The sequence below is a fragment of the Streptomyces sp. NPDC046308 genome (assembly GCF_055588065.1).
Window position 1 is genome coordinate 810,642 of the sequence record NZ_JBVJFB010000001.1, and the last position, 16,675, is coordinate 827,316.

Below are 16,675 nucleotides of genomic sequence, written 5' to 3' on the forward strand. Positions count from 1 at the left end.
CCCGAGACAAACCTTCTGCAACACCCTTTAGCTTCTGTCTCTTTGGTCAGCGTCGGATCCAGATGAGGATGCCGGCGAGGTGGAGTGCGGCCTGCTGGGCGAGGGCGAGTTTGTCGGTTCGTGTGGCCAGGCCGCGCCACTGCTCGAGGCGGTTGATGCACCGCTCGACGGTGTTCCGCTGCTTGCAGACCTCGCGGTCGAAGCCTGGCGGTCGGCCACCGAGTCGGCCTCGCCGCAAATGGTGGCCGATCTGGTCGGACGGTTGAGGGATGACCGCCCGGATTCCGCGGCGCCGTACGTGGCTGCGGATGGCGCGGGATGAATATGCCCGGTCGGCCAGCACGGCGAAGGGCCTCGTTCGTGGTCGGCCAGGCCCGCCGCGGGGAACGCGGATGCGGGACATCACCGCCTCGAAGGTGGGTGCGTCACCGGCCTGGCCTGCAGTGACGGCGAAGGCCCGGAGGCGTGCCCCGCCGTCTGCGGCGAGGTGAACCTTGGTGCTCAGCCCGCCGCGGGAGCGTCCGAGTGAGTGATCGGCGGGCTCGCCCGAGCGAGCCGCCCCTTTTTGTCGGCCGACGTACGGTCCGGCTGGCGACCGCCTACTTCGCGCCCGACGTCTACTTCATCGACCTGCTCTGCGCCACGGCCCGCCGCGGCGTGGAAGTCGACATCCTGCTCCCCGGCCCCCACACGGACAAACGGGTGTGTCAGCTTGCGGGCCAGCACCACTACGAGGCGCTGACCGCCTGCGGGGTGCGCATCCACGAGTACCAGCCGACCATGATGCACGCGAAGATCATGACCATGGACGGCGTGGTCTCCCTGGTCGGCTCCACCCACTTCAACCGTCGCTCCCTCGATCACGACGAGGAGGTCATGCTCGCCGTCATGGACGTCGAGTTCACGGCCTCCCTCGACCCGCACTACGACGAGGACCTCGAGGCCAGTGAGCTCATCCGCCCCGACCGCTGGAAGCGGCGGTCGGTGCTGCAGCGCGCCCGGGAGTCAGCGGTGCTGCCGATCCGCCGCTACCTGTAGCCAACGGGCGCTAAAATCAGGGCGTGGTTGCTGCATGGCAATTTTTTAGGTGCTGAACAGTGGTCGTGGTCGGCGAGGGCGAGCCCGCGCCTGCTGCCCGTGTGCGCTCCGTCAAGCTCCGCCCCGCACATGGGCACCGCGCGAACGACCGTCGGCTCTCCCTCGACCGCTCTGCAAGAAATGACGCTCTCCATGACGAATTTCCTGGCTGTGGAGCGTGCGCTGCGCACTGCCGCACCGCACGATCTGCTCCGCACGGTTCGCTCCGCGCTCATGACGCACTACGAGGCCGTCCAAGTCCACCTCCTGATGGCGGACTACAGCCTGAGCGTCCTGCAACGGCTCACCACACCGCCCGACACCGCAGAGCCGCTGCCCGTCCAGACCACGCCGGAGGGCCGCGCGTTCGGCAGCCAGGAACCGTACGGTCAGTACTCAGCCGAGGGCGACGCCCTGGACCTGCACCTGCCGGTGACCGTGCGCGGTGACCGGCTCGGGATCCTCACCGTGCGCATGCCCGACCGCCTGTGCACGCCGGAGGCCGTCGGCGAACTGACGGACATCGCGGAACTGCTGGGCCACGAGATCATCGTCGCGGAACGGGACACCGATCTGTACCTCCGGGCCCGCCGGGCCAGCCGGCTGACCCTGGCTGCCGAGATGCAGTGGCAGCTGCTGCCCGGGCGGGCGTGCGCGCGGCCGGAGTACGCCATCGGAGCGCAGCTCGAACCCGCTTACGACATCCACGGCGACAACTTCGACTGGTCCACCACCGCCGAAACGCTCACCATGACCGTCACCAACGGCATGGGCGAGGGGATCCAGGCCTCGCTGCTGACGAATCTCGCCATCAACGCGCTGCGCAACGCCAGGAGGGCCGGGGTCAACATCGCGGATCAGGCGGCGCTGGCGGACCAGGCCGTCTTCGCGCAGTACCGCGGCCGGGAGTACGTCTCCACCCTCCTCCTGTGCCTGGAGCTGGCCACCGGCCGCGGTCAGGTCGTGGACGCCGGGTCGCCACAGCTGTGGCGCTACCGGGAGAGATCCGTGGAGAGAGTCCCCTTCGAGGCCCAGTTCCCCTTGGGCATGTTCGAGGAGTCCTCGTACACGGTGCAGCCCTTCGAAGCCCTCCCGGGCGACCGTCTGATCTTCGTGAGCGACGGCGTCTACGGGGCCGCGGACCGGGGCGGGGTGGCCTACGGCGAACGCGCGCTGGCCCGCGCCATCCACGCGACCAGCCTTCTGCCCGCCGCCGCTGTGCCGCGCGCGATCCTGGAGGAGCTGGCCACCTACCGCGACACCACTGCCGATGACGACGCCCTGGTCACCTGCCTGGACTGGTTCGGCAGGCCCTGAGCTCAAGGCGCTCAGCCGGTGTCGGGCAGGGCCTCGTCACGGTCCGGAAGCCCTCCGAGCCTGACGTGCGCGGCGGCCGCGTCGCGGAACGCGGCGAGGCCCTGGGCCAGGGAACGACGGTCCTGGAGGGACATGTGCTGGAGCACCTCGGCCGCCTTGTGCGCCCGCAGGGCCCGGGTCTCCGCCAGGACGGCGCTTCCGCGCCGGCTCAGGGTCAGCTCCACCTCGCGGCGGTTGATCCTGCCGCGGGAACGCTCGAGGAGGCCGGCCGCTTCCAGGCGGTCGCACAGGCGGCTCACCGCGGGTGGCGCCGAGCCCAGCGCCTCCCCGAGGTCACGCAGATTGATGCCGGCCCGCTGTTCGATCACCGTCAGAGCACGCAGCTGGGACGGCGGGACCGGCCCCACGGCGGTGTCCTGGTTCGAGCACCAGAGGACCTCGAGCAGCTCCGCGACGGCACAGGCGTCGAGAGCACCCTGCTCTTCGGCATGTGGGGTAACGGCTCGGGGCATCGCACCACTGTGTCAGCCGCGAGCCCATTTGTCAGGCGCCGCCGCATGCGAGACCCACCCGGCGGGGAGATGTCATGCCCGAGCGCCCCGGCCGCACCGTGCCGTGCGCCGGGACCTTGTGCGGCACCGGCGCAGGAAGGCGTAGGAGATGTGTGCAATCGGTGCGCATGTCGTGGGGGACGCGGGTGAACGGGGGGCGCGGTTGTGGGAAAGCCGCCAAGTGGACGATAGTTGCCACAAGGCAACTGTCGTCTTCGATGTGATGGGGTGAGGGGTTCGCGCAGCGGGCCTTCAGTATTTGGTGAATTCCACCGAGACCATGTACGACCGTGCCGTGGTGCGCAGTGCGTGGGGTGACGCACCCTATCCAGTGCTCGTGACGGATGCCGAGTCGGTGCTGCTGTTCGTCAACAAGGCGGCCGGCCTGGTTTTTCCCCGCGCCCGTCCCGGCTCGGCCCTGGGGGACGCGGTCCCCGACTGGCTCTCCTCGGCTCATACGCGACCTCCCGGCGCCGGGATCCCCGCCGTCCAGGGTCCGGTCGGCGGCCGCACCTACGAGGCCCATCCGACGGTGCGCGACGACGGCACCGTGGTGTGGTGGCTGGTCGACGACACCGACCACCGGCTGGCCCGTGAAGCACTGCGGGCGGAGCGCGAACGTACGGCGCTCCTGACCGAGGCGTCGAACCTGCTGCTGTCATCGCTGAACCTGGAGCGGTGCATGGACGTCACGGCGCGCATGGCCGCGGCCCACCTCGCGGACGCGGCCCTGGTCATCGCTCCCTCGCGCGGCCGCGAGCTGCCCGTGGTGGCCTGCCTGCGCGGAGGGTCCCCCTCCTCGTCCCGTATCACCGCGGATCCGGGGCAGGTCCCGGGACTCGGCGAGGCGCTGCAGGGATTTCCTCCGGTCCCCTCCCGCTGGATCGCCCCCGCCACCGCTCCGGCCTGGCTGATCCCCGACGGTTTCGGCCCCGTGGGATCCATCGTCATCACCCCCCTGCCCGGCCACGGCGTGCCGGCGGGGGCGCTGGTCCTGCTGCGCGGCGCCGGTACGAACGAGTTCAGCGCGGAAGAGGAGGTGTTCGCGAGGCTGTTCGCCGCGCGCGCCGGCGCCGCGATGTCCGCCGCCCGGCTCTACGCCGAGCAGACCTCCATCACCAACGTCCTGATGCGCGAACTGCTGCCGCCGTTGCTGCACCAGGTCTCCGGCGTGGAGTACGCAGGCGGGTACCGACCCTCCATGGACCACGAGCGGATCGGCGGGGACTTCTACGACGTGCACCCCGCCACCGTGCCGGGCGACGCGTCCCTCGTCGTTCTGGGAGACGTCTGCGGCAAGGGGCTGGAAGCCGCCGTGATGACCGGAAAGATCCGCAACACGCTCCACGCCCTGCTGCCGATAGCACAGGACCACCAGCGGATCCTGAGCCTTCTGAACACCTCGCTCCTCAACTCCCACAACGCCCGCTTCGCGACCCTGGTCCTGGCCTCAGCGATGCGGGACGGCAACACCGTGCGGCTGCGACTGACCAGCGCGGGCCACCCCGCACCGCTGATCCTGCGCTCCGACGGGCGGGTCGAGGAGGCTCCGACCAAGGGCACCCTCGTGGGCGCGCTTCCCCAGGTCACCGCCGAGACCGTACAGGTCACTCTGGCGCCGGGCGAGAGCTGCGTTCTGTACACGGACGGGATCAGCGAGGCGCGAGGCGGCCCGATGGGCGGGACGCAGTTCGGCGAGGCGAGACTCGTCCGGGCCCTGGAGGAGTGCGCGGGCATGCCGGGCGAGGCGGTGGTGGAGCGGGTGCAGATGCTCGCCTCCCAATGGGTGGGGACCGGACGCCACGACGACATGGCCGTCGTGGTCATCTCCGCGCCCCGCACCAACCACCTCAGTGCGGTGGACGGCCATACTCGGGGCAGGTTCACCTCATGAGCATCGACACGGTCAGGACCTCGACCCTCGCAGCCCTGGCGCAACGCGTGTGGGAGGCCGCCCTGTGCGGCGACGAGGCGTCCGCGACCACAGTGGTGCGCAGGGCCTTGGACGAAGGCCTCGACGCCGAGAGCGTGCTGCTCGATGTCATCGCGCCCACTCAACGGCGGGTGGGCGAGGAATGGGCCGCCAACCGCATCACCGTCGCACAGGAACACGCCGCCACCGCCATCAACGAGCGGGCCGTGGCGGCGGTCGCCCAGCACCCGGCGGCGCGCACGACACCCACGCGCGGCCGGATCACGGTGGCCTGCGTCGACGGCGAATGGCACGCCCTGCCCGCCCGGCTCCTGGCGGAAGTGATGAGACTGCGGGGCTGGCGCGTGGACTACCTCGGCGCCCAGGTCCCCACCGCGCACCTCATCACGCACATCCACTCCACCGACACGGACGTGGTGGCGCTGTCCAGCTCCCTTCCCACCCGCCTGCCCACCGCGCACGCCACGATCACCGCCTGCCAGGCCGCCGGCACCCCCGTCCTCGTCGGCGGCGCCGCCTTCGGACCCAACGGGAGATACGCCCGCATGCTCAAAGCGGACTCCTGGGCCCCCGACGCCCGGACGGCGGCACGCGACCTCGCCCGCCGTCCGCTGCCCCGTCCCCGGCTCGACCACCAGGTCATCGACGACCTCCCCCACCTGACCGACCAGGAGTACACCCTGGTCACCCGCACCAGGCCCCAGCTCGTACGCACGGTCTTCGACGGACTGCTGAAGGCCTACCCGGCCATGCGCGGCTACAGCGACACGCAGCGCGAGCGGACAGCCGAAGACCTCTCCCACATCGTGGAATTCCTCGCCGCCGCCCTCTACACCGACGACGAAGACCTCTTCACCCGGTTCCTGCAGTGGACCGCCGGCATCCTCACCGCACGCGGTGTCCCCGCCCACTCGCTGCCTCCGGCCCTCGAGCTCCTCGGGCAGGAGCTCAAGGACTTCCCGCGCGCGACCGCGATCCTCAGATCCTCCGCGACCTTCCTGCCCCGCACCCATGTCCCCGGCGCCAGGACTTCCGTATGACCTTCGCACCGTCCGACCCACTCCGGCTGACGTACGTGGACACCGTCGACACCGTACGCATCGAACTGCACGGCCACTTCGACTACGAGTGCGCGGACGACCTCCTCGATGCCGTCGTACGCATCCTGGCGGACCGCACCGGCATGACGGACCTGCACCTGCACTGCGGGAACCTCACCGCGGTGGACTCCACCGGGCTGTCGACCCTGCTGATGATCCGACGCCTCACCGACACCGCAGACGTACAACTGCACCTCGTGGACCGGCCCGTCTGCCTGGACCGCATCCTGGAGCTGACGGGGACCCTCGGCCACCTGACGGCCCGGCGCACCGCTGCGGGCACCCCCTCCGCCGGCACCCAGGAGGAAGCCGAGGCCGCGGAGGAGCCTGTACAGGCCCGCTCCAGCCATTCCGACTCCAGCTGACGGCTTGCCCGAGCGGGCCCGGCGACCGCCGTACGCCGCACACCTCCGAGGGATCAGCGCCATCCGGCAGGTGGGGGACCAGCGGGTCTGGTGTGTCACGAGGGCTCACGTGCCCTCGGTGCGGCATGTTCTCCTCGGCGGGCGATATCCCGTGAACCCTGGTGTGCCGGAGTCTGCGGAGGTGTCCCTGGGCGCGAGCGGTAGCGGGCGGAGCGGTCCCGAAGACACCGCCGGTCGCCCCGCGGGTGCCGAAGTCGGTGACCACCGATCTGATGCGGCGCCCACAGGTCGCGCGGGAGATCATCTGGATCCGACGCTGACCAAAGAGACAGAACCTGGTTCGTCCGCCTCGGGGTCGGTGAGCGGCATGGGGCTTCGGCGGTCCCGGCGCCCTGCCCCGGGTATGGGCACAGATGTGGGGAGGGTGGCGGCCCGCCCCCCGGACGGGCCGCCGGTCTCGTGGCAGCGGGGCCCCTGTCGGTCCCGCGGACGCGGCGGAGCTGAAGGCGGCCAGGCGGAAGCAGCCGTGCAGCGTCAGCCGCAGGTCACGAACGCCGGCCGGCGGAGCGGCGGGACCGGCCGCGACGGTCGTCGACGTGTAGCCGTCGCCGGTGACGGAACACCGAGCGCCGCCGACGGCCGGTCACCGGCGCGGAGTTCCGGCCGCACCACCCGGGGACCGCGCTCCCGAGGGCGGTCACGCGGTGCGGACGAGAAGCCCTGCGGGCCGCGCACACTAGTCGGCCGAAAAGCGGTACACCGTCATCGAGCGGTACTCCTCCCCCGGGCGCAGGCAGGTGGAGGGGTACTCGGGCCGGTTGGGCGAGTCGGGAAAGTGCTGGGTCTCCAGCGCGATGCCCGCGTACGCGAAGTACGGGCGACCGGAGCGGCCGGTCAGCGAGCCGTCGAAGTGGTTTCCGGTGTAGACCTGGAGCCCCGGCTCCGTCGTCAGGCATTCGACACGGCGGCCGCTGGCAGGGTGACTCAGGACGGCGGCCCGCCTGAGCCCGGTGCCGTCGAGCACCCAGTTGTGGTCGAAGCCGTCGCCGGCCCGGCGGATCTGCGGGTGTTCCTCGGTGATGCGGGCACCGATCGTCTGGGCCTCGCGGAGGTCGAACGGCGTGCCGGTGACGGGCTCCGCCGGACCGAGCGGTATCAGTTCTGCGTCCACCGGGGTGTAACGGGCGGCTTCGACCCGCAGCAGGTGGCCGAGCACCGTCCCACAGCCCTCGCCGGCCAGGTTGACGTACATGTGGTTGGTGAGGTTGACGACCGTCGGGGCGTCCGTGGTCGCGCGGTAAGTGAGGGAGAGTTCACCGTCGGGGCCGAGCAGGTAGGTGACCTCGGCCGTGAGGGCGCCCGGGAATCCCTGGTCGCCGTCGGGGCTGTGCATGCGGAAACGGACGCCGGCCCGCCTGCCCACGCGGACCGGCACGCCGTCCCAGAGGCGGGTGGCGAAGCCGTCCGGTCCGCCGTGCAGGGTGTGGCGGTCCTGCTGGGTCGCCAGCCGGTGCGTCGTGCCGCCCAGGGTCAGCGTTCCGCCGGCGATCCGATTGGCGTAGCGGCCGACCGTCGCGCCGAAGTAGGCAGCCTCCCCGAACAGATCCGCTGTGCTCTCGCAGCCCAGGACGACGTTGGCACACCGCCCGTCGCGGTCCGGCGTGTGCAGGGCCTGCAAGCGGGCTCCCAGACTGAGCACCTCCGCCGTCACGCCCCCCGGGGACCCGAACGTCCAGCGGGTGATGCGCCGCCCGTCCGGGAGCCCTGCGGCAGTCTCCTGGGTCACCGTCACTTCACCATGGGATACGAGTGCGTCTCGCGACACGCGACTACTCCGTTCAACGCGGCAGGGAGGGGACCGACGCCCGCCGTACGGGCGGGTGCCATCGGCGGGGCGGCGGGGAAGGGGCGGCGCGAGGGCGGCTCCGCTGACGACGTGGCAGGTACCATAGAGTGTTAGCGTTAACAATCAGCTCTGTCAAGGGATGCCGGAGCTCGGTCGAATGTGTCCGACGCGGCAGTGGGCGTGGCCCGAAGGGGCGGTCAGCCTCGGGGCGGAGGTTGCCGGCTCAACGACGGGTGACGGGGCCCGCGCTGCGACGCAGCACCATCTCGGGCGGAATCCGCACGTGAGCACCGGCGTGGGCGGTGCCCCCCAGTTCCTCGACGAGCAGTTCCAGGGCCCGGCGGCCGAGCTCGCCGAAGTCCTGCCGCACGGTGGTCAGGGGCGGGGTGAAGTAGGCGGCCTCGGGAATGTCGTCGAAGCCGACCACGCTGATGTCGCCCGGGATCGAGCGGCCGGCCTCGTGCAGGGCGCGTAGCAGGCCGAGCGCCATGTGGTCGTTGGCGCAGAAGACGGCGGTGACCTCGTCCAGTTCGGCGATCCGCAAGCCCGCCTGGTAGCCGGCGCGCGCGCTCCAGTCGCCGGGCTCGACACGCGGCACGGCGGCGCCGGCGGCCTCCAGCGCACCGCGCCAGCCCTCCTGGCGGTCCCGGCTCTCCAGCCAGCCGGCCGGGCCGGCCAGGTGGTGCACGGTGCGGTGACCCAGATCGAGCAGGTGCCTGGTGGCCGCTTCGGCGCCGGACCGGTTGTCCACCGAGACCATCGGAACCCGCGACTGACTGCCCGGTCCGACCGCGACGACCGGCACGGAGCTGGAGAGCCTGGCCACCGCACTGACGGCGGAGATCTGGGGCGCGATCACGACCACGCCTTCCACGCCTTGGTCGCGCAGTCGGTCGACGGCCTCCTGAACCGAGCGGCCGTCCAGGGAGTGCAGACTCGTCACGCTGACGAAGTACCCCGCACTACGCGCGGCCTGTTCGATGCCGTGCAGCATCGAGGCGGGACCGTACAGGGTCGATGCGAAGCTGACCACGCCGAGAGTCTGCGAGCGGCGGGTGACCAGAGCGCGGGCAGCGGAGTTGGGCCGGTAGTCCAGCTCGCGGATGGCGGCGAGCACCCGCTCCCGGGTCCCGGGCCGCACGTGCGGGGCGCCGTTGAGCACCCGGGACACCGTCTGGTGGGACACGCCGGCCAGTTTCGCCACGTCCGCCATCACGGGGTGACGACGCTCGGTCCCGGCGCTGTCGTTTCCCACGGGCACTTCCCTCCTCGGCTCCGGGCCACGGTACGCTACCGACCCTCGACGAAGGCGATGCGAGCATGCGGTCAGCTCCGTCCTCGAGCAGACCAGCGGCAGGCGCTCGCCTGGCGCACTCCCCCGGACGCTGACCGCCCGCGCCGTTGTTGAATGCTTAACGGTGATCCGAACAGACTCTTGACGGCGCACTTGTGAGCGTTAACACTCGGGTATCGCCAGGCCGGAGCCGCTGCAACTCCGACTTCGCACGGCGCGAGAAGACGGCTCCCGGCCGGCCCCGTTCGACCGCTTCCGGTCGCCCAGCCGGGTCGCACCGTGCCGGTCGCGGAACATCACTGGAGGAACTGTGCGGAAGCTTTCAGCGGGCCTTGTCACCGCGGGTCTCACGCTGTCGCTGGCAGCCTGCGGCCAGAGCGCCAACGGAGCGGGCGACGGCGGGGCCGGCAAGGACGCCAAAGGGGGCCTCATCGGCATCGCGATGCCCACCAAGTCGTCGGAGCGCTGGATCAACGACGGCAACAACATGGTCAAGGAATTCCAGGCCAAGGGTTACAAGACCGACCTCCAGTACGGCGACAACGTCGTGGAGAACCAGGTCTCCCAGGTGGAGAACATGATCACCAAGGGGGCCAAGCTGCTGGTGATCGCCGCCATAGACGGTTCCTCGCTCACCAACGTGCTGCAGAAGGCCGCCGACGCCCACATCCCCGTCATCTCCTACGACCGGCTGATCCGCGGCACCGCGAACGTCGACTACTACGCGACCTTCGACAACTACAAGGTCGGTGTCCTCCAGGGCAGTTACATCGTCGACAAACTCGGCCTCAAGGAGGGCAAGGGCCCCTTCAACATCGAGCTGTTCGCCGGCTCACCGGACGACAACAACTCCACGTTCTTCTACAACGGCGCGATGAGCGCCCTCAAGCCGTACATCGACGACAAGAAGCTGGTCGTGCAGAGCGGCCAGACCTCCCTCAACCAGATCGCCACACTGCGCTGGGACGGCGGTCTCGCCCAGTCCCGGATGGACAACCTGCTGAGCAAGTCGTACACAGCCGCCCGCGTCGACGCCGTGCTCTCCCCGTACGACGGCATCTCGATCGGCATCATCTCCTCGCTCAAGGGCGTCGGCTACGGCGCCGGCCGGCCACTTCCCGTCGTCACGGGCCAGGACGGCGAGCTGGCGTCGGTGAAGTCGATCACCGCGGGCGAGCAGACCCAGACCGTCTACAAGGACACCCGCCAACTGGCCAAGGCGGCCGTCCAGATGGGCGACGCACTGCTGACCGGCGGCAAGCCCGAGGTCAACGACACCAGTCAGTACGACAACGGCGTCAAGACCGTACCGGCGCAGCTGCTCCAGCCCGTCAGCGTCGACAAGGAGAACTACCGGAAGGTCCTGGTGGACAGCGGTCAGTACACCGAGGACCAGCTCAAGTAGCCCACGGAGCCCGACCGACGGGTCCGGCGACGCCGAACCGGCGGCGCGGCGCCCGGGAGACCGCCCGGCACCGCACCGCCCCGACGATACGGATGCACGACCATGGCCCGACCCGTTCTCGAGATGCGGTCGATCAGCAAGACGTTTCCCGGTGTCAAGGCCCTCTCCGAGGTCAACCTGACCGTCGCCGCAGGTGAGGTCCACGCCGTCTGCGGTGAGAACGGCGCCGGCAAGTCCACCCTGATGAAGGTGCTCAGCGGCGTTCACCCGCACGGCAGCTACGAAGGCGAGATCCGCTTCGAGGGCGAACCCTGCCGGTTCCGGGACATCCGGGCCAGCGAGCGGCGCGGCATCGTGATCATCCACCAGGAACTCGCGCTGGTGCCCTACCTGTCCATCGCCGAGAACATCTTCCTCGGCAACGAGCACGCCACTCGGGGCGTCATCAGCTGGGACCGGACGCTGGCCCACGCCGCCGCACTGATCCGGCAGGTCGGACTCGACGAGAGCCCGCACACCAGGATCGCCGATCTCGGCGTGGGCAAACAGCAGTTGGTCGAGATCGCCAAGGCGCTCGCCAAGAAGGTCAGGCTGCTCATCCTGGACGAGCCGACGGCCGCCCTGAACGACGAGGACAGCCGCAAGCTGCTCGACCTGATCCTCGAGCTCAAGGACCAGGGCATCTCCTGCATCCTCATCTCGCACAAGCTGAACGAGATCGCCCGGGTCGCCGAGGCCGTCACCGTCCTGCGTGACGGGCGGACCATCGAGACCATCGCGATCGGTTCCGACGGCATCTCCGAGGAGCGGATCATCCGTGGCATGGTCGGCCGCGACCTGGAGCACCGCTACCCCGAGCGCGCCCCGCGGATCGGCGAGGTCGCCTTCGAAATCGATGACTGGAGCGTCCGACACCCGATCGACCAGCGGCGCAAGGTGGTCGACGGCGCCTCGCTGAACGTCCGTCGGGGCGAGATCGTCGGCGTCGCCGGCCTCATGGGCGCCGGCCGCACCGAGCTGGCCATGAGCGTCTTCGGCCGCTCGTACGGACGGTGGACCGGCGGCCGGGTGCGGCTGCACGGCCGGGAGATCCGGACCCGGACGGTGCCGGAGGCGATCGGGCACGGCATCGCGTACGTGACCGAGGACCGCAAGCAGCTCGGCCTCAACCTCGGCGACGACATCAGCCGGAACATCTCGCTGAGCGCCCTGGGCAAGGTGGCCCGGCGGGGCTGGGTGGACCGGCACGAGGAGGCGCGGATCGCCGAATCGTTCCGGCGGACGATGAACATCAAGGCCCCCTCGGTGTTCGCGGAGACCGGCAAGCTCAGCGGCGGCAACCAGCAGAAGGTCGTCCTCAGCAAGTGGATCTTCGCCGATCCGGAGGTGCTGATCCTCGACGAACCCACCCGGGGCATCGACATCGGTGCCAAGGCGGAGGTCTACACGGTCATCGCCGAACTCGCGGGCCAGGGGAAGGCGGTCCTCGTCATCTCCTCCGAGCTCCCCGAACTCCTGGGCCTGTGCGACCGGATCTACACCATGGCCGAAGGCCGGATCACCGGTGAGGTGACCCGCGCCGAGGCCACCCAGGAATCCCTCATGCGGCTCATGACCATGAGCGCGGCATACCCCGACAAGCAGGTGTGAGGCATGGCCCAGATCGAGACCACCCCTGAGACCGCGCCCAGCGCCCCGGAAACCGGCCGACGGTCGTCGGCCGGTGCCGTACTGGCCCGGGCGCTGCGCGGCAACCTGCGCCAGTACGGGATGCTGGTCGCGCTGGCGCTGATCGTGCTGCTGTTCCAGTTCTGGACGGACGGCATCCTGCTCCAGCCGCTCAACATCACCAACCTGATCCAGCAGAACGGCTACATCCTCATCCTGGCCATCGGCATGATGATCGTCATCATCGCCGGGCACATCGACCTGTCGGTCGGGTCGCTCGCCGCCTTCGTCGGGGCGGCCGCGGCGGTGATGATGGTCGAGCACAGGATGCCGTGGCCCGTGGCGCTGGTGGTCGCGCTGCTGATCGGGGCCCTCGCGGGAGCCTGGCAAGGGTTCTGGATCGCCTATCTCGGGATCCCCTCGTTCATCGTCACGCTGGCCGGCATGCTGCTGTTCCGTGGTGGGACCCAGATCCTCCTGCAGGGCCAGTCCGTGGCGCCGTTCCCCAAGGGCTTCCAGAACATCAGCAGCGGATTCCTCCCCGCGGTCGGCCCGCACACCGACTACCACAACCTCACCCTGCTGCTGGGCGTGTCGGTGCTGGCCATCGCGATCCTGCAGGAGGTGCGGGGACGGCGGCGGGCCGCCTCGTACGGGCTGGAACCGCTTCCGGCCGGGCTGTTCCTGGTGAAGCTCGGCGCGATCACCGCGGCCGTGGTGGCCTTCACGCTGCTGCTGGCCAGCTACCACGGGGTGCCGATCGTCCTGCTGATCCTCGGCGTCCTGCTGGTCGGCTTCGGATACGTGATGCGCAACTCGATCCTCGGCCGGCACACCTACGCCATCGGCGGCAACGAGGCGGCGGCAAGGCTGTCGGGGGTGAAGAGCAAGCGGGTCGTCTTCCTCGCCTTCGTGAACATGGGCGTCCTGGCGGCCCTGGCCGGGCTGGTCTTCGCCGCGCGGCTCAACGCCGGTACGCCGCAGGCCGGCATCAACTTCGAGCTGGAGGCGATCGCCGCCGCGTTCATCGGCGGCGCGTCCGCGAGCGGCGGTGTGGGAACCGTCCTCGGTGCGCTCACCGGCGGTCTGGTGCTGGGCGTGCTGAACAACGGCATGTCGCTGGTCGGCGTGGGTACCGACTACCAGCAGGTGATCAAGGGCCTGGTGCTGCTGACGGCCGTCGGCTTCGACGTCTACAACAAGCGCAAGGCCGGAGCCTGACCTCGCCCCTCCTCGGCTCGACCCGCCTCCGCAGGAGGAGGGGTGCCTCGCCTACCGGGCCCCGGCCCCGCCCCCTGCGGCTCCGCCCGCGCGCCGACGAGACTCGTACCTCGCTCACCGCCCAGTGGCAGCGGGCGCTGGCCGGCTGCCTCGCCGAGCACCGCGGCACGGGCCGCTGCCGAGCTGTGGGCCGCTCGGTGGCGGGTCCGGAGGCAACCTTTTCGCATCCTGCGGCGACCAGGCAGTGCACCTCGACTCGAATCTGCGAACGGACGGACATGCAGACTGCACGGCAGGCGGCGCGGCAGCGCAGGCGTAGACACCGGCTGGTGAGGGGAACGGCGGTGGTGCTGACCGCCGCCGGCGCCCTCTTCTGCCTGGTGACAGCCGTGCTCCCCGACCCCGGGGACGAGGCCAGGGCCCGGGCCGGCATGGCCACCCCCGCCGCCACCCTGGCGGGAGCCACGCCCGCGGCCCCGACGAGCCCCGCGCCCCCGGCGGACAGCCCGCAGGCCACGGCGACCCCGACCGCGGCCGTCGGGGCGACCACCGACGCGGCGCCACAGCCCGCGGCGAAGGAAACCCCACCGGCAGCGTCCACTCCGGCACCGTCAGCAGGACGCATCCGGCCCGGGACCACCTACCAGGGCACGGCCACCGCCTACGCCGCCGGCGACGGCGACGGCGCCTGCCTGTTCGGCCCGAGCGACGACCTGATGATCGCGGCGATGAACAGCACCGACTACGAATCCGCCAGGGCGTGCGGCGCGTACGTACGCGTACGCGCCGCGAGCGGCGCCTCGATCACGGTCCGGATCACCAACGAATGCCCGCTGCCCTGCGCCCCCGGACAACTGGACCTCAGCGAACAGGCCTTCGCCGAACTCGCCGATCCCAGGCTCGGCCGTATCCCGATCACCTGGAGCCTGCTGAGCCCCCACACGTCCGGCACGCTCTCCATCCGCTACAAGACCGGGTCCAGCCCCCACTGGTGCGGCATCCAGGTGATCGACCACCGGAATCCGGTCGCACGGCTGGAGGTACGCACCACCAAGGGCTGGCGGAGCCTGCCCCGTACCGACTACAACTACTTCCTCTCCGCCGACGGCAGCGGGTGCGGCAGCGCGATGAGGATCACCGACATCCACGGAGAGAAGCTGACGGTCGAGGGGACCGCTCTGCTGCCGAACGTCGCACAACGGACCGGGGTCCAGTTCGCCCCGCACTGAACCCCGCACCGCGGCCGGGCGGGTGAAGCCGCGTGCGGTGCCTCGGATCCCCCGGACCGATCGGGCACTGGTACGCTGCCGCCGGATGTTAACGCAAACATTTTGTGGAGGGGGCGACCGACGGACATGGTCCTCGATGACGCGTCCGCGGAGTTCCACGACTTCTTCGAACGCCACTACGCCGAACTCGCCCGGTTCGCCCATCTCCTGACGGGTGAGGCGGACGGCGCCGACGATCTGGCCGCGGACGCCCTGATCGCGCTGTGGCAGCGCTGGGACCGGCTGCGCCGGGCCGAGTACCCGCTCGCCTACGCACGTGGCGTGGTCGCCAACCTGGCACGGTCACGCATCCGCAGCGAGGTTCGCGAACGCCGCCGGATCGCCCTGTTCTGGTCCCGCGGGCCGGAGCCGTCGAGCGGCCCGGACGTGGCCGCCGTGGTGGACGTACGTACCGCTCTCGCGCGGTTGCCGTTCCGGAAGCGCACGTGTGTGGTCCTGCGGCACGCCTTCGACCTGTCGGAGAAGGACACCGCTCTGGCGCTCGGAATATCGGTCGGTACCGTGAAGAGCCAGACCTCGAAGGGGATGGCCGAACTGGAACGGATGCTGGGCAGCACGGTGGCAGCCGGCGAACTGTTGGCGGGGAGGAGGAGCCGTTGAACGAGGAGCTCACCGGGCGGCTGCGCACAGCCGCCGAGGCCCACCAGCCCGACCGCGCCCGGATCCTGGCACGCGTGGAACGCGGCATGTCCGGCGCCCCCGACCGCCACCGCGAGTCCTCCGGCGCGAGGCCCTGGCCCAGGGTGGCGCTCGCCTCCCTCGCCGCGGCCGGCATTCTGGCGGGCGGGGGTCTCGCCGTCGCCGCCATCGTCCAGTCGCCGCCGGCCCGGCCGGACGTCCCGGCCACCCCCGCCGCGCCGCCCGCGCCGTCCGCGCCGTCCGTGCCGTGGACGCCCCAGGCGACGCCGCCGGCGCCCACCAGCGGCGGCTCGAACACGCCGGACCGCTCGGCCCCGACGAGCCCCAGCCCGGAGCCGTCAGGGGGCACGGGCTCGGCCCGGCCCGGCAGCGCACACGTCCAGGACGGGCCTCTGTCGGCGGCCGGCTCCCTGGACGCGGGCAGCAACACCTACTGGGCGCAGAGCAACATCACCCTCAGGACCACCCAGCCGCTCACCGCACTCACCGTGGAACTGCGCATCACGCAGACCGGCGGAGTGCGGAGCACCGGCAACTGGCGGACGCTGCCCCCCGACGACTTCACCGTCACCGTGCAGGATGAAGGCGGAGCCGTGGTCTACCGCTGGATCCTCAAGCCGGGCCGCACGGTCCCGGCCGGCCAGCACGTCTTCGCCGGCCAGTACAACCACGCCGCCGGCGCGCGCGAGGCCGAGCACGACGGGTACCGCGTCGACGCAACCGGTCCGCGCGGCGTCCTCTCGGTCCGGGGCGGCTTCACCGCGGCACGATGAGGCCAGGCCCGTAGCCTGGTCGACGCCACCGAGGTCATCCTCGGCAGCGGCCCGGCCGTGGGGGGGGGGGGGGGGGGGACCCCCCCCCCCCCCCCCCAGGGGGGGGGGGGGGGGGGAGGGGGGGGGAGGGGGGGGGTGGGGGGGGGGGGGGAGAGCACCAGGGGGCGCGCGACAAAGAAAGAACAAAAGAAAGGAAA

13 protein-coding genes and 2 pseudogenes are annotated in these 16,675 nt (G+C 70.8%); 11 read left to right on the forward strand and 4 right to left on the reverse strand.

Annotated features, from left to right (window positions below; translation table 11 throughout):
* Positions 1 to 46: 46 nt before the first annotated feature.
* Positions 47 to 553, reverse strand: a pseudogene (locus tag ACZ6JT_RS03640) (IS5 family transposase); the annotation flags it as partial.
* 29 nt (positions 554 to 582) lie between these two features.
* Between ACZ6JT_RS03640 and ACZ6JT_RS03645 the strand changes: the two are divergent.
* Positions 583 to 1,038, forward strand: a pseudogene (locus ACZ6JT_RS03645) (phospholipase D-like domain-containing protein); the annotation flags it as partial.
* Positions 1,039 to 1,230: 192 nt separating this feature from the next.
* Complete coding sequence (locus ACZ6JT_RS03650; RefSeq protein WP_469206788.1) at positions 1,231 to 2,394, forward strand: PP2C family protein-serine/threonine phosphatase; 1,164 nt, start codon at positions 1,231 to 1,233, stop codon at positions 2,392 to 2,394.
* 11 nt (positions 2,395 to 2,405) lie between these two features.
* On the opposite strand, the gene ACZ6JT_RS03655 is transcribed toward ACZ6JT_RS03650, so the two are convergent.
* The gene (locus tag ACZ6JT_RS03655) at positions 2,406 to 2,906 is read right to left on the reverse strand and encodes a MarR family winged helix-turn-helix transcriptional regulator (RefSeq protein WP_469206790.1); all 501 of its coding nucleotides are present in this window, start codon (positions 2,904 to 2,906) and stop codon (positions 2,406 to 2,408) included.
* 319 nt (positions 2,907 to 3,225) lie between these two features.
* On the opposite strand from ACZ6JT_RS03655, the gene ACZ6JT_RS03660 reads away from it, so the two are divergent.
* Genes ACZ6JT_RS03660 through ACZ6JT_RS03670 form a run of 3 tightly spaced genes read left to right on the forward strand, consistent with a single transcriptional unit; the run spans position 3,226 to position 6,343 of the window.
* The gene (locus tag ACZ6JT_RS03660) at positions 3,226 to 4,839 is read left to right on the forward strand and encodes a SpoIIE family protein phosphatase (RefSeq protein WP_469208168.1); all 1,614 of its coding nucleotides are present in this window, start codon (positions 3,226 to 3,228) and stop codon (positions 4,837 to 4,839) included.
* Entirely contained in the window at positions 4,836 to 5,918 is a 1,083-nt protein-coding gene (locus ACZ6JT_RS03665) for a cobalamin B12-binding domain-containing protein (RefSeq protein ID WP_469206792.1), read from the forward strand. The genes ACZ6JT_RS03660 and ACZ6JT_RS03665 overlap by 4 nt, the downstream gene beginning before the upstream one ends.
* Positions 5,915 to 6,343, forward strand: a complete 429-nt coding sequence (locus tag ACZ6JT_RS03670; RefSeq protein ID WP_469206794.1) for an STAS domain-containing protein — start codon at positions 5,915 to 5,917, stop codon at positions 6,341 to 6,343. The genes ACZ6JT_RS03665 and ACZ6JT_RS03670 overlap by 4 nt, the downstream gene beginning before the upstream one ends.
* Positions 6,344 to 7,079: 736 nt before the next feature.
* Here ACZ6JT_RS03670 and ACZ6JT_RS03675 read toward each other — a convergent pair.
* The gene (locus ACZ6JT_RS03675; protein ID WP_469206796.1) at positions 7,080 to 8,129 is read right to left on the reverse strand and encodes an aldose epimerase family protein; all 1,050 of its coding nucleotides are present in this window, start codon (positions 8,127 to 8,129) and stop codon (positions 7,080 to 7,082) included.
* A gap of 283 nt (positions 8,130 to 8,412) precedes the next feature.
* Positions 8,413 to 9,402 carry a LacI family DNA-binding transcriptional regulator gene (locus ACZ6JT_RS03680; RefSeq protein ID WP_469208170.1) on the reverse strand — a complete coding sequence of 330 codons (990 nt, stop codon included), beginning with the start codon at positions 9,400 to 9,402 and terminating at the stop codon, positions 8,413 to 8,415.
* Positions 9,403 to 9,793: 391 nt separating this feature from the next.
* On the opposite strand from ACZ6JT_RS03680, the gene chvE reads away from it, so the two are divergent.
* From chvE to ACZ6JT_RS03710, 6 genes are all read left to right on the forward strand, one after another.
* Complete coding sequence (chvE, locus tag ACZ6JT_RS03685; protein ID WP_469206799.1) at positions 9,794 to 10,888, forward strand: multiple monosaccharide ABC transporter substrate-binding protein; 1,095 nt, start codon at positions 9,794 to 9,796, stop codon at positions 10,886 to 10,888.
* A 102-nt stretch (positions 10,889 to 10,990) separates the two neighbouring features.
* On the forward strand, positions 10,991 to 12,538 hold the full coding sequence (gene mmsA, locus ACZ6JT_RS03690; protein WP_469206801.1) for a multiple monosaccharide ABC transporter ATP-binding protein: 1,548 nt from the start codon (positions 10,991 to 10,993) through the stop codon (positions 12,536 to 12,538).
* A 3-nt stretch (positions 12,539 to 12,541) separates the two neighbouring features.
* A complete protein-coding gene (gene mmsB / locus ACZ6JT_RS03695) occupies positions 12,542 to 13,777 on the forward strand; it encodes a multiple monosaccharide ABC transporter permease (RefSeq protein WP_469206804.1) in 1,236 nt (411 codons plus the stop codon).
* A gap of 278 nt (positions 13,778 to 14,055) precedes the next feature.
* A complete protein-coding gene (locus ACZ6JT_RS03700; RefSeq protein ID WP_469206806.1) occupies positions 14,056 to 15,006 on the forward strand; it encodes an expansin EXLX1 family cellulose-binding protein in 951 nt (316 codons plus the stop codon).
* 126 nt (positions 15,007 to 15,132) lie between these two features.
* Positions 15,133 to 15,666 carry a SigE family RNA polymerase sigma factor gene (locus ACZ6JT_RS03705; RefSeq protein ID WP_469206808.1) on the forward strand — a complete coding sequence of 178 codons (534 nt, stop codon included), beginning with the start codon at positions 15,133 to 15,135 and terminating at the stop codon, positions 15,664 to 15,666.
* Complete coding sequence (locus ACZ6JT_RS03710; protein WP_469206810.1) at positions 15,663 to 16,478, forward strand: hypothetical protein; 816 nt, start codon at positions 15,663 to 15,665, stop codon at positions 16,476 to 16,478. The genes ACZ6JT_RS03705 and ACZ6JT_RS03710 overlap by 4 nt, the downstream gene beginning before the upstream one ends.
* Positions 16,479 to 16,675 lie beyond the last annotated feature (197 nt).